Genomic DNA, 13,130 nt, shown 5'->3' on the forward strand with positions numbered 1-13,130 from the left:
GCGTACGTGGGCGCTCGCGGAGTCACTCGCCGCCGACGGGAGCGGTGGCGGGCTGCGCGGACGTGGTGGCGGAGGACGCCTGGAGGGCGGCCGCCTCGCGGGCGACCTGGGCCTCCAGCTTGGCCAATTCCGCGCGGTCATACGCGCGAATCACTTCCTGGACGAGCGGGTGGCGGACCACGTCCACCTCGGCGAACTCCGCGAAGTGGATGCCCTCCACCTTCTTCAGGACGGAGCGCGCGTGGTTGAGGCCGGACATCTTCCCGGTGGGCAGGTCCACCTGCGTCACGTCGCCGGTGATGACGGCCTTGCTGTTGTAGCCCAGTCGCGTGAGGAACATCTTCATCTGTTCCACGGTGGTGTTCTGGGCCTCGTCGAGGATGACGAAGGCGTCATTCAGCGTGCGGCCGCGCATGAAGGCCAGCGGAGCCACCTCCACCACGCCCTGCTCCAGCAGCGCCGCGGCGCGCTCGGCCGCCATCATGTCGTGGAGCGCGTCGTACAGCGGGCGCAGGTAGGGGTTCACCTTCTCCTGCAAGTCGCCGGGGAGGAAGCCCAGCTTCTCGCCGGCCTCCACCGCGGGACGCGCGAGGACGATGCGCTTGACCTTGCGCTCCTGCAGGAAGGCCACCGCCATGGCCATGGCCAGGTACGTCTTGCCCGTGCCGGCGGGTCCGATGCCGAAGACGATGTCGTGGGTGCGGATGGCATCCACGTACCGCTTCTGGTTGATGCTCTTGGGAGAAATCTGGCGGTTGCCGGAGCTCTTCAGGACGGGCCCGAGCATGACCTCCTGGAGGGACTCGGCTCCACCGCGGCCCAGCACCTTGATGCCCTGCTCCACGTCCTCGCGGTAGACGGGACGGCCCGCGCGGATCATCTCCTCCAGGTTCTCCAGGAGGCGCACGGCGAAGGCCACGGCGTCGGAAGGGCCGGACAGGTGGAACTCGGTCCCCCGCTGCCCGACTCGGACTCCGAGCCGCCGCTCCATCAACTTGAGGTTTTCGTTCTGATTGCCGCAGAGGGCCAGGGCGGTCGCGTTGTCACGAACGTCCACCTTGGCTGAGGCGGAGGTGGTGAGGACTTCAGGCGCTTCCAACGTGGCGGGATTTCGCAATGCGGGTCGTTCCTCGGTCAGCTCGGTCAGGACGTCATAACGGCTGACCACAACGTAACGCCGGGCCCCGGGTCGCGAAAGACGACTTTCGTCCAGGACTAGCGCAAGGGTGGCAGGAGGACGTACTGCCGGGCGGCAATCCGTCGGTAATGATACTCCTCCCGCCAGGGGTATCTCAGTTCCTCTGCTTCCAACAATCCAGCCTGCACCAAAGAATCCAGGCGTTCCGGCAGTTCTCCGCGTTCCAGGCGGAACACCTCGAGCGCCGCGGCGATGCGGACGCGTTGGGCCTCGGAAACATGACGTTGGGCCGCCGGATCCGTGAAGGACGTGGCGGAGGTACCCTCGGGGCTGGCCCAGGCGCTGCGGGACACCACCAGGGCCATCGCGGCCAGCACCACCATGGTGGCGACGATGCGCCCCACCGTGCCCACCACCCGGGCGAGCAGGCGCTCGTCTCCCGGCGCGGGGGCCCGGACGCCCTCGGGGTGGACGGCGCGGACGTACTCCCCCTTCACGAGGTTGTAGAGCGCCTTGCACGTCTCGAACTCGCCCAGGCAGCAGACATCCACCAGCTTGCGCAGGTCGCGGCCCGGTGAAATCTCCTCGTAGACGCGGCGCTCGGAGGAGCCGATGGTGCCCAGCTCCCCGTCTTCGTCACCGGGCCGGGGCTGCGGGAGCGCCTTGAGGCGTTCGAACGCCAGGTCGTCGCGGTGGATGTGCTTCCGGATGACGGGCCACTCGTCCACCATCCGGAAGCCCTCCATGAGCACCGTTTCGGCGCGCAGGGGCTGGATGGCTTCCGCGTCCGGCTCCACGGGCTCCTGGATGAACTCGTAGGTGCCGGCCTTCCACGTGAAGAGGCGGTAGATGGTCTCGGTGGCCTGCAGCTGCATCATCGCCTGGAAGCGCTCGGCGGTGAGGGCCTGGCTGGAGACGAGCACGTCCCCCAGCCGCTTGAGGGTGCGCCGCTGCGTCTCCAGCGCGGCCTCGAGCTGCATCTCGGTGATCAGCTCGGAGCGCACCAGCATGGCGCCGATGAGGTCCTTGCGCTTCCGGGTGAGGCTCTCGGCCTTGATGATGTGGCCGTCCTTGAAGCCGACGCGGACCTCCTGCTCCTTGTTGCGCAGGTGCAGCGTGCCCGTCTTCTGCTGCTGGCCGATGAGCTGGAGGATGTCTCCGATGCCGAAGTCCTTCAGCGTTCCCTGGAGGGACATGCGTTCTCACTCCCCCTGCCGCAGCCGGCGCAGGCCGCGCAGTGACAGCAGGTGGACACAGACGAGGAGCAGCACCGCCGGCACCAGCTTGAGGTACAGCGGCGTGTCACCGTATGGCGCGCGCACCAGCCCCTGGTGGAGCAGTGTGGCCGCCAGCGCGAAGAGGAAGAGGAAGGCGTAGAGGGCGCCGCGCACCGGCACGCCGGAGGCCACGTGGCCCGCGCCGGACAGCACCGCGCCCAGCGCGTACGTCACCCGGCCCACCCACGCCTGGTGGCGCTCCACCTGCCCCTGCTTGCGATTGCGGAGCTGCTGCGGCACCAGCCCCTTGCGAGAGAAGACATTCACGCACTGGCCGCACTGCTTGCTGCCCACGCCCAGCTCCGGGTCGCAGCGCACGCAGACGGCGCGGCCGCAGCGCTCGCACACCTTCGCGGCCTTGAGCTTCCCGGCCGCCAGGCCCCACACGGCCAGCAGCACCGCCAGCACCGCGGGCATGGCCCACGCCACCGGCCCCGGCGGCACGCCCGGCAGCAGCCAGCGGCTGAGCTGCGCCTCCACCCGGCGCCCCGCCTCCGTGCCGTCCGCGAGCGGCAGCCACTCCGACTCCTGCATCGCGGGCGACAGCATCAGCAGGTTCAGCAGCAGGTGGTCGCCGGGAGGCGGCTCGCGGGCAATCAGCGAGCCGTCCAGCGACTGCGCGGAGGCGATGGCGGTGGCGGCGCGGTCCAGCTCCTTGCCCACCTCCGAGTCCGGCAGCGTCTTCGCCCGGCGGCGGTACACCTGCGCCAGGTTGTAGTGCGGCGCGGCCAGCAGCGGATCCGCCTGGGTGGCCTGGAGGTAGAGCTGCGCCGCGCCCTCGTCGTCCCCGAGGCCCACCAGCGTGTTGCCGAAGCGCGTCAGCAGCCGCGCGTCGCCACCGCGCAGTCCCGAGGCCGCCTTGTAGTGCGCCTTCGCATCATCCAAGAGGCCACGGCGCGACTCGTAGTGCGCCAGGGCGTTCAGCTCCGCGAAGGTGGCCGCGTGCGACTCCTGCCGCGCGAGCACCCGCGCCATGGCGGCTTCCGCGGACAGGCCACCGCGCTCCAGGAGATAGACGTCCTCCGCGGACGTGCCCGCGAAGGCCGTCACCCGGGCGAGCTGCCCGGCCGCCAGCGGCAGCAGGCCCAGGCCCGCCACCAGCACCGCCGCCACCGTCCGCTCCGCGCGGGTGAGGTACAGCGACACCGCGCCCAGCAGCACCAGCTGCACCGTCACCCCGCCCAGTCCGAGCGCCAATGGCAGCGCCAGCAGCGCCAGCCCCAGCAGCGAGGACTGCCACCGCGACACCGCGCGCGGCAGCAGGTGGTGGAAGTCATGCAGCGCGTAGCGCACCCGGCGCAGGAACAGGAGCCCCACCAGGGCCGCGGCCGTGGCCGCCCAGGCCAGCAGCGTCAGCGCGCCCAGGTCCGCGAGCACCGGCCGGCGGTAGCGCGCGTCCAGGAACAGGCTCGTGAAGGCGGCGCGCGCCTCGCCCAGGTAGCGGGACACGTTGGCCAGATCCGCCAGCGCGTAGGTCTCGGCGAGCGCGAAGTGGGCATAGGGCAGCCCCGGGGACAGCTCCACCGCCAGCTCCGCCAGCCGCACCGCGCCGGTCATGTCCCCCGCCCGGCGCCTGACGGCGGACTCGCGCACGATGCCCACGCTGATGGGCTCCAGGTCCGAGGCCACCAGCTCCCCACGCAACTTCACCAGGGCCTTCAGCGCGGCGTCCGCGCCGGCCGCGTCATTCGTCGCTCGAGCCTGGCGCCAGCGGTCCCACACCGCCAGCACCTCCCCGTCCGACAGCTTCGGCGCGAGCACCGGCGCCAGCACCGGACGGGACGGGACGACGGCGGACGCCTCGGGCGCCGCCGGAGCCGTGGCCGGCGTCTTGGCGCTCGCGGGCACGGCCTCGGTCGCCTTGGCGCCCTTGCCGGCCTTCGCCCCCTTCGCGGGCGTGTCACCGTCCTCGGCGGGCGGCGGATCGGGCTCATCGGGGATGTCCTCGATGGGCTGATCTCTCGGGTCAAAGGACTCGTCGCGCAGGTCGGGCTCGACGGCGCTCGGATCCACCTCCTGGAGGCGGGACGGCGCTTCAATCTGCGCGGACGCCACCCCGGGAGCCAGAATCGCGAGGCCCCACAGGACGAGGGCGAGGTGCGGAAGGCGGATCATCCAGGGGGCGGATGATAGGCGACCCGGGTCAAACCACGAAAGGAACGCCGCCTTCCCTGCTCGCCTGCCAGCCATCATTCCGTTCTGGGGGCTACGTCGCGTGTTACAGGACCGCGCATGGCGGACACGACGCGAAACCCCGGGGCCGAGCTGGAGCGACTGGTGGACATCATGCGCACCCTGCGCTCCGAGCAGGGCTGCCCATGGGACCGTGAGCAGGACCTCCGCTCCCTGCGACCCTACCTCCTGGAGGAGGCGTTCGAGGTCCTGGAGGAGATGGACCGGGTTGGCTACGGCGGCGCCTCCTGGCGCTCTTTCTGCGAGGAGCTGGGGGACCTGCTCTTCCAGATTGTCTTCCACGCGCAGCTGGGCGCGGAGCTGGGCGAGTTCACGATGGCCGACGTGGCGAAGTCCATCAGCGACAAGCTCGTCCGCCGCCACCCGCACGTCTTCGGCGAGGGCCGCGTGGACGGCGCGGAGCAGGTGCTGGCCAACTGGGCGAAGCTGAAGGCCGAGGAGAAGAAGCGGAAGACGGGCAGCGAGGGCTCGGTGCTGGACGGCGTGCCCGTCGCCGCGCCCGCGCTGATGCGCGCCGAGCGCCTCACCGAGAAGGCCAGCCGCATCGGCTTCGACTGGCCGGACCTGGCCGGTGTGCGCGGCAAGCTGGCCGAGGAGCTGGACGAGCTGGACGAGGCCATCGCCTCGGGAGACCGGGACGCGATTGAGCACGAGCTGGGCGACGTCCTCTTCTCCCTGGCCAACCTCGCGCGCTTCATCAAGGCGCCCGCCGAGGACGCGCTGCGCATGGCCATCCGCCGCTTCACCACGCGCTTCCAGCACATCGAGTCCGAGCTGCGCGCCGAGGGCGTCCCCTTCGGCGAGGCCACCCTGGAGCACATGGAGCGGCACTGGCAGGCCGCGAAGGTGAAGGAGAAGTCCCTGCCGCCGCCCGCCTGGCTGCCCCGTGCCTCCGTGTCCACCCTGCGCTTCCAGGTGGCCGACCTGTCCGCCCAGCGCGCCTTCTGGGACGCGGTGGCGCCCCGGCTGGGCTGGAGCACCGGGCGCGCCGGCCCGGACGAGGTCTCCTATGGAGATGGGGCCCTGCGCGTCGTCTTCTCGGCCCCGGGCTCCTCGGGCTCCCCGGGCTCGGCGATGGCGGGGACGGCGCCGGCCGGGGGCGGGGCGCTGATCCTGACGCTGGAGGCCCCTTCCGCCCGCGCGGTGGAGCGCCTGCGGGCCGCGCTGGAGGAGGTGAGGCCCGGCACCGAGGTGGACTTCCGCGCGGGGCGGCTGACCTTCAGGGATCCGGCCGGACTGGTGTGGGAATACGCGACCTCGGCTGGTTGATTCTCACCGGCAGGTGGCTGGGATGCGCACCCGGAGTCCGGAAAACCCGACCGGATGCGCACACCCGCCTTGACCTCCGTGAAGCGTCGCAGTAAGGACGGCGCCTCTTTTAGCCTGCCATTCCGCTGGAGATTTCCTTGGCCAACACCAAGTCCGCAGAGAAGCGTCACCGTCAGTCCCTCAAGCGTCGCGCGCGCAACGTCACCGTCCGCGGTGAGGTGAAGACCGCCGTGAAGTCCGCCCGTGAGGCGCTCGCCACCAAGGGTGGCAACCCGACGGACGCGCTCAAGGCGGCCTCCAAGGCGCTGAACAAGGCCGCCTCCAAGGGCGTGCTGCACAAGCGCACCGCTTCCCGCCGCATCTCCCGCCTCGCCAAGGCCGCCTCGAAGGCCGCCAAGGCCTGAGAAGCACCGGGGCCACCTCGCGTGGCCCCTGTCGCATCCTGAGCAGGCTGCCGGGAGGAGGCTGTCCGCCTCCTCACCAGGCGCTGGCCAGCCGATCGTACCCGTCGCGCATGAGCACCTCCGCCAGGCGGTCCAGCGCGGCCTGCCGGTTGGCCTCGGCCTCCAGGACGTCGCCGGTCCCCAGCAGGTAGTCCTCCGTGCCGGCGACCAGGGTCTCCCGCTGAATCTGCCCGTCCTTCACCAGCCGCAGCCGAACATTGGCGGCGACGCGGTAGTAGTTGGTGACGATGGTGGGCGAGTTCACGATGGAAATCACCGCGCCCTCCAGGCGCGCATCGCACCCCGCCCCGGTGGCGAGCCGCCCCACCCGCGTCAACTCCTGGCGCATGAAGCGCGTGAAGAGCGTCTCCAGCGCGGGCTCCGGCGTCTCGTTGGTGAAGACGGGCACGCAGAGGGCCGTCACGCCCTCGGGCAGACCTTCGCTCTTCGAGACGAAGCGGTAGCCGCACCCTGAGCCGAGGGCCACGCAGGCCACCCACGCGCCCGCCACCCACCGGAAGCGCCGCGAAGCGGGCGCGAAGGGACGTGACATGCGCGGCACCCTACCCGGCCGGAGGTGCCCGTCAAGCGCGGGGGCCGTCATGCGGCCCGGGTGACTCCGGCGGAGGCGCCGCCACCGGCCGCGAGCCCACCACCCGGACGGGCACGCCCCGGGCACGCACCACGTTGGCCAGCGTGTCCCAGGCGGCCATGAGCCGCGCGTCCCGCTCGGAGCCCCGGCGCGCCAGCCCCAGCGGCCAGCGCACCCGCCCGGGCGCGGACGTCTCCAGCACCAGCACGTGTGAGCGGCACACCGCCGCCAGCAGCACGCCCAGCGCCGCCACGCCGAAGCACAGCACCTTCAGCGCCGCCGCATGTGCCAGGACGCCCGGCACCGCGAAGGCCACGAGGACGAGCGCCTCGCGGAAGAAGTGCGTCCGCAACTCCACGCCGCGCAGGCTGCCCAGCTCCACCTCCTGCGGTGACTGCGTGGGCGCGGCCCGGTAGGAGAGCCGCTCCCCTTCGCCGGAGAGGGAGCGCCCGCCGCCGAGGTCCGCGTCGAGGAACGGCGCCCCGGCACGCGGAGCCGTCGCCGGCAGCGGCGCGTCCGGCAGCGGAGCCCCGCAGGCAATACAGCGCGGGCCGCCCGCCGGTTGGGGGCGCCCGCACGCACCGCACATGACGAGGACTTCGACGGGCACCCGGGTGTCCCCGCTTCAGCCGACGACGAAGTTCACCAGCCGCTTGGGCACGAAGACGAACTTGCGCAGCGTCTTGCCGGCGATGGCGGCCTGCACCTTCTCGTCCGCCTCCGCCGCCTTGCGCACGTCCGCCTCGCCCGCGTCCGCCGCGACGCGAATCTCCGAGCGCAGCTTGCCGTTCACCTGCACGGCGTACGGAATCACGTCGTCCACCACCAGCGCCGGGTCGAAGTCCGGCCACGGCCGCGACACCGTGAGCTCCTTCGAGCCGTAGGCCTCCGCCACCTCGTCCGCGATGTGCGGCGCGAGCGGCGTCAGCACCACCGCGAGCAACCGGACGGCCTCGGCCATGGCGGCCTTCTCCGCGGGCGTCTCCGGCGTGCCCTGCGCGTAGAGCGCGTTGACGCACTCCATGATGCCGGCGATGGCGGTGTTGAAGGACAGGCGCTCAATCGCCTCGCCCACCCGCTTCAGGCACTTGTGCGCCGCGCGGCGCGTCTCCAGCGCCTTGCCCTCGTAGGCGCCGTCGTATGTGACGCCGGCCACCGAGTCGTGATGCGTGGCCGCCAGTATCCAGACGCGCTTGAGGAAGCGGAAGACGCCCTCCACCTGGTCATCGGACCAGTCGAAGTCGCGCTCCGGCGGGCCGGCGAAGAGCACGTACGCGCGCGCGGTGTCCGCGCCGTACTTCTGGACGATGGAGGCGGGCGCCACCACGTTGCCCCAGCGCTTGGACATCTTCCGGCCGTCCGGGCCGTTGACGATGCCCTGCGTAATCAGGCGCGTCACCGGCTCGTCCACGGGGGAGAGGCCCAGCATCTTCATGACGCGGGTCCAGAACCGGAAGTAGAGCAGGTGCATCACCGCGTGCTCGGGGCCGCCCACGTACACGTCCACCGGGAGGAAGCGCTGCGCCTCCTTCGGGTCGAACGGCGCGGCGTCGTAGTGCGGCGACAGGTAGCGCGCGAAGTACCAGCAGGAGTCGACGAAGGTGTCCATCGTCTCCGCCTCGCGCTTCGCGGGCCCGCCGCACTTCGGGCAGGTGGTGTTCACCCACGAGGGCACCTTGGCCAGGGGCGGCTCGCCCTTGCCCGTCAGCACCGCCTGCGTGTCGATTTCCGGCAGGCGCACGGGGAGCTGGTCCACCGGCACGGGGATGCCCTTGCGCTCGGGGTCGCACTTCTCGCAGTAGACGATGGGGATGGGCGTGCCCCAGTAGCGCTGGCGGCTGAAGCCCCAGTCCTTCTGGCGGTACGTCACCGTGGCCTTGCCGCGGCCCTCCTTCTCCAGCTTCGCGGCCATGGCCTGGCGCGCGGCCTCGGACGTCTGGCCCGAGTACTCACCCGAGTCCACCAGCACGCCGTATTCGGTGTACGCCGCCTCGAGCTTGCCGCTCTCGGGGAGCTTGTCGCCGGAGGCCGGCTGCACCACCACCTTGACGGGCAGGCCGTACTTGCGCGCGAAGGCGAAGTCGCGCTCGTCGTGCGCGGGCACGCTCATGACGGCGCCGGTGCCGTAGTCGCTCAGCACGAAGTTGGCGATCCAGATGGGCACGGGCTGGCCGGTGAAGGGATTCACGGCGTAGGCGCCGGTGAAGACACCCTCCTTCTCCGCGTCCTCGCCCAGGCGCTCCGTCTTGGACTGGGCGGCCATGCGCCGGGCGAAGGACTCCACGTCCGCGCGGCGCTCGGGCGTCGTCACCTGGGCCACCAGCTTGTGGTCCGGCGCGAGCACCACGTAGGTGCAGCCGTAGATGGTGTCGATGCGGGTGGTGAAGACGCGCAGCGCGGCGTCATGTCCCTGCACGCGGAAGTCGGCCTCGGCACCGTCCGAGCGGCCAATCCAGTTGCGCTGCATGGAGGTGATGCGGTCCGGCCACTCCTTCAGCGTGTCGAGCGCGTCCAGCAGATCTTGCGAGAACCGGGTGATTCGGAACGCCCACTCGGGCATTTCCTTGTCCACCACGGGCGAGTCGCAGCGCTCGCAGACGCCTTCCTTCACCTGCTCGTTGGCGATGACGGTGAGGCAGCCGGTACACCAGTTCACCTTGCTGAAGCGGCGATAGACGAGCCCAAGCTCCAGCATCTGGATGAAGAACCACTGGTTCCAGCGGTAGTACTCGGGCTTGGAGGTGTTGACCTCGCGCTCCCAGTCGTACGCGTAGCCGAGGCTTTTGATCTCCTTCTTGAAGGAGGCGATGTTCTCCTCGGTGCGCACCGCCGGGTGCACGCCGTCCTTGATGGCGGCGTTCTCCGCGGGCAGGCCGAACGCGTCCCAGCCCATGGGGTGCAGCACGTCGTACCCGCGCATCAGGTAGTAGCGCGAGTACACGTCCCCGATGAGGTAGTTGCGCACGTGCCCCATGTGCATCTTCCCGCTGGGGTACGGCAGCATCTCGAGGATGTACTTCTTGGGTGCGCCCGGGCGCTTGCCCGCCCGGAAGATGCCCGCCTCGTCCCAGCGGGTCTGCCACTTGCCTTCAATCGCCTGCGGCTCGTAACGCTCGTTCATCGCCATGTCCGTGGGTCTCTTATGGGAGGGCCGGGCCCGGGGGCAACACGTCTTTCCGCGTCATGCCCACCGGACGCGCCTGCCCGACGGTGCGGGGGCCCCTCCAGAGGCGGACGGGGCCGGAAAACACCGGCTGACCGGGGAAAACCCCTGGAGTCGGGCACTTGTGTCGCGCCCCGGTGCGGCCCAGCCCCCTCCGTCCCCCGGCGAGCGGCGGGCCGACCTTCAGTTCACCGTGAACTCGCGCGAGTAGCCCGTGTAGGCGCGGATGACTCCGTCCCAGCCGGACTTCCAGTCGCCGTCATGGCGGATGCGGTACGTGCCCGGCGTGGCGTCCGCCGGAATCCGCCACTCCACGGTGACGTGCGAGCACGCAAACGTGGGCACGCAGTTGTTGCGCTCCCACCGGTACTTCGTCTCCCAATCCCAGTCATTGGCCACCGTCACCCAGGACGTGCCTGACTTGCGCTGCACCTGGAGGAAGCTGCCCTGCCGCCGCAGGTTGTTCTTCGGGTGGCCACCCCAGAACTTCACGCTCACCGTCGCGCCCCGCGAGTATGACGCCTGCGCGTTGGTGACGACGTCGCCGAAATCCACCCAGAGCAGCTTGTCATCGAACACCACGCCCGTCTGCACCGTCGTCTGGTTGTTGCGCAAGTCGCGCGGCGTGGGGCCCGCGGGGACGGACGCGCCGTTGCGCAGCGCGGCCGCCAGCTTCTCCGCCTCCTGCTGCACCGCAGCGAGCTGCCACGGACCGAAGTGCGTGGACGCCCCTTCATAGTCCTGCTTCGCGTACTCCTCGCGCGTGACGAGGTAGCCCGCGTACGCGTTGGCCAGGCCCGCAATGACAACCGTGTCCACACCCAGCGGCGCGAGCTGGGCCTGCACCGTCGCGCGCAGTCGCCGGCCCGCCATGGTGGTCATCTCGAAGGGCACCGCCACCAGCGCCACATTGCCCAGCGTCACCACCTGGAGCGGCAGCACCTCCGGTGTCCACGGGTAGGGCTGCAGGGTGCCCATCTCCAGCACGACGGGCTTCTCTCCCTGGCACGGCGTGGTGGTGACCGCGCAGGTGATGGCATTCCACACGTCATGGATGTCTTCGCACGTGGCGCCCTCGCTGCCGAAGCCCGGGCCGTCCTCCGCGCCGGCCAGCATGGAGATGCCGATGGCCGCCTCGCAGGTGGTGCGGGCCACGCCATCCGTGTACGCGGGGGCCACCTGCACCTCGTCCAGCTTCACGTACGTGTGCCGGTAGTCCACCGCGCCCGTGAGGGATTGCGTCGCGCCGTCGTACAGCACGCGGGCGAGGTCATATTGCTTGCGACCGGACAGCTCCGTGCTCTCGAAGTCGTTGGCACCGCCCCCGTTCTCCCCGCCGTAGATGTTGGGCGTCACGTCGCCCTCGTTGCTCTGCGCGAAGGCGGCCACGAAGGTCTTGGCGGCCGTGTAGTCCGTGCCCTTGAGCTTCTCGAAGAGGTAGGACGCGTAGCCCTTGTTGTCGCCGCTGATGAGCAGGTTGTCGTTGCCCATGGACGTGCCATGGACGGCGAACCAGTTGATGAGCCCCACCTCCTGCCCCGTGCTGGACTGCAAGCGCAGCATCGTCATCCGCTTGTCGGTGTCTTGATTGAATTGCGCGCGTTCCGTGGCGGGGTTGCGCAGGTAGGCCTCGGGTGAGCGGTTGATGCTGGTGTTGAGCAAGTCCCCGGAGGCCATGCGCACCGAGCCCGCAGTGAGGTTTCCGTGCGCACGGACGATGGACTGGTAGATGCCGTCGACGATGGCGTCGAAGTTCTGCTTATCGAAGCCGAGAATCGTCAGGTTGTAGAGCGCGTAGTGAGAGAAGCCGCCCGGCCCGCTGTGCGTATGCGTGGCGCTCAGCACCACGTTGTCATCCGAGTACGTGCCGCCGTACGTGGCCCGCAGCCGCTCCAGCACCTGCTGCTTGACGCCCTGGGCGATGAAGGCCGCGTCCGCGCTCACGAAGGCCACGCGTTTGCCATTGCAGGGTGAGGCGATGACGAAGGCACGCGAGCGCAGCCGCTGGTGGATGCCCGCGGTCTTCTGCTCCAGCATCGCGTAGCCCATCATTCCCAATTCGGCTGCGGGGCCGGTGATGTCATGGATGCCCGCGCCCACCTGGAAGGACGTGTTGCCCGCGCAAGGGCCGGTGAGCGCGGGCTGCGCCACCGTGGCCTCGGTGGGCGTGGCCCTTCCTTCCGCTTCCGCCGGACCGCGGACTTCGGCACCACATGCGCTCAGCACCAGCGCGAGGACCCAGGGACACCACCGACGGGCGAGACAGGTTTGCATGCGTGACGCTCCTCCTCGGGGAGTCGGGATTGTCGCCGGCCTCCCTCGAAGTGTTGTCCGTCATGCGAAGCGGAAGGACCGCCGGACGACATCCCCGGCACCGCCCTCCCACGAGCGGAGCCCCGGTGGGCTCACGGAACGGACCTCACGGACACCCGGGACAGTCACCTCCACATTCTGGAGGTTGCCCTGCCCCTGGGCGTTGTAGGCCGGGGAGGAAGAGGCCGAACAGCTTCTCCGCCACGTGCCGTCGCGGACAACACACTGCGCCAGGGAAGCGAGCCGGCGCTGGCCGGCCAGGACACGCACAGCGTCAAGAGCCGCGCGAGCAACCACGGCGACGATGAAGGTAGACTCGGATGGCGCACGCCCGCGAAGCGCGCGCTCGGGGCACGGGGGACGGGCATCAGGGTTTCTCCGGGGGGGCGTGACGTACGCCCTTCTGCCGTCGGAAAGCCCTGGTGGGCCTGGTGACTCGCGCCCTACCAGGTGGGTGGGTCAGCCGCGCCTCCATGTATCAGCATGGCACATGTATCACTGGCAGCAGAGATTTCCCCTCTGTCTGCACTGGCAGGCAAGTTCTTGAAATCCGATATGTCCGTTGACTCCGAAGCGTTCAGCCAGGGACGATTCAAGTCCACGGCATCCTTCAGGGGGGGCCGTTTCAAACGCAGGGACGTGAGGAACCGAATGACGCTGAGAAGGGCGTTGATCCCGGGGTGCGTAATCGCACTCTTCTCGTTGGAAACCCTGGCGCAGGAGGCAAGCCCGGCGCCGGCTC

The 13,130-nt window shown here is 70.1% G+C and carries 9 protein-coding genes; 2 read left to right on the forward strand and 7 right to left on the reverse strand.

Annotated features, from left to right (window positions below):
• Positions 1 to 22: 22 nt before the first annotated feature.
• From ACVTJA_RS34470 to ACVTJA_RS34480, 3 genes are all read right to left on the reverse strand, one after another.
• Positions 23 to 1,117, reverse strand: coding sequence for a PhoH family protein (locus ACVTJA_RS34470; RefSeq protein ID WP_465825973.1), 1,095 nt, complete (start codon positions 1,115 to 1,117; stop codon positions 23 to 25).
• Positions 1,118 to 1,215: 98 nt separating this feature from the next.
• Complete coding sequence (locus ACVTJA_RS34475) at positions 1,216 to 2,334, reverse strand: DUF4388 domain-containing protein (RefSeq protein ID WP_465825975.1); 1,119 nt, start codon at positions 2,332 to 2,334, stop codon at positions 1,216 to 1,218.
• 6 nt (positions 2,335 to 2,340) lie between these two features.
• Entirely contained in the window at positions 2,341 to 4,530 is a 2,190-nt protein-coding gene (locus ACVTJA_RS34480; protein WP_465825977.1) for a hypothetical protein, read from the reverse strand.
• Between the two features lie 117 nt (positions 4,531 to 4,647).
• Here ACVTJA_RS34480 and mazG point away from each other — a divergent pair, with 117 nt between their 5' ends.
• Complete coding sequence (gene mazG / locus ACVTJA_RS34485) at positions 4,648 to 5,877, forward strand: nucleoside triphosphate pyrophosphohydrolase (protein WP_465825979.1); 1,230 nt, start codon at positions 4,648 to 4,650, stop codon at positions 5,875 to 5,877.
• 137 nt (positions 5,878 to 6,014) lie between these two features.
• On the forward strand, positions 6,015 to 6,281 hold the full coding sequence (gene rpsT / locus ACVTJA_RS34490) for a 30S ribosomal protein S20 (RefSeq protein WP_206726509.1): 267 nt from the start codon (positions 6,015 to 6,017) through the stop codon (positions 6,279 to 6,281).
• 73 nt (positions 6,282 to 6,354) lie between these two features.
• Here the strand turns inward: rpsT and lptE are convergent, their stop codons facing one another.
• From lptE to ACVTJA_RS34510, 4 genes are all read right to left on the reverse strand, one after another.
• Positions 6,355 to 6,873 carry an LPS assembly lipoprotein LptE gene (lptE, locus tag ACVTJA_RS34495; protein WP_465825982.1) on the reverse strand — a complete coding sequence of 173 codons (519 nt, stop codon included), beginning with the start codon at positions 6,871 to 6,873 and terminating at the stop codon, positions 6,355 to 6,357.
• A 31-nt stretch (positions 6,874 to 6,904) separates the two neighbouring features.
• Positions 6,905 to 7,522 (reverse strand): hypothetical protein, encoded by a 618-nt coding sequence (locus tag ACVTJA_RS34500; RefSeq protein WP_465825984.1) that lies wholly within the window; start codon positions 7,520 to 7,522, stop codon positions 6,905 to 6,907.
• Between the two features lie 15 nt (positions 7,523 to 7,537).
• Complete coding sequence (gene leuS, locus ACVTJA_RS34505) at positions 7,538 to 10,039, reverse strand: leucine--tRNA ligase (RefSeq protein ID WP_465825987.1); 2,502 nt, start codon at positions 10,037 to 10,039, stop codon at positions 7,538 to 7,540.
• Positions 10,040 to 10,258: 219 nt separating this feature from the next.
• The gene (locus tag ACVTJA_RS34510) at positions 10,259 to 12,349 is read right to left on the reverse strand and encodes a neutral/alkaline ceramidase (RefSeq protein WP_465825988.1); all 2,091 of its coding nucleotides are present in this window, start codon (positions 12,347 to 12,349) and stop codon (positions 10,259 to 10,261) included.
• Between the last annotated feature and the right edge of the window lie 781 nt (positions 12,350 to 13,130).

It is taken from the genome of Pyxidicoccus sp. M6 (genome assembly GCF_055568925.1).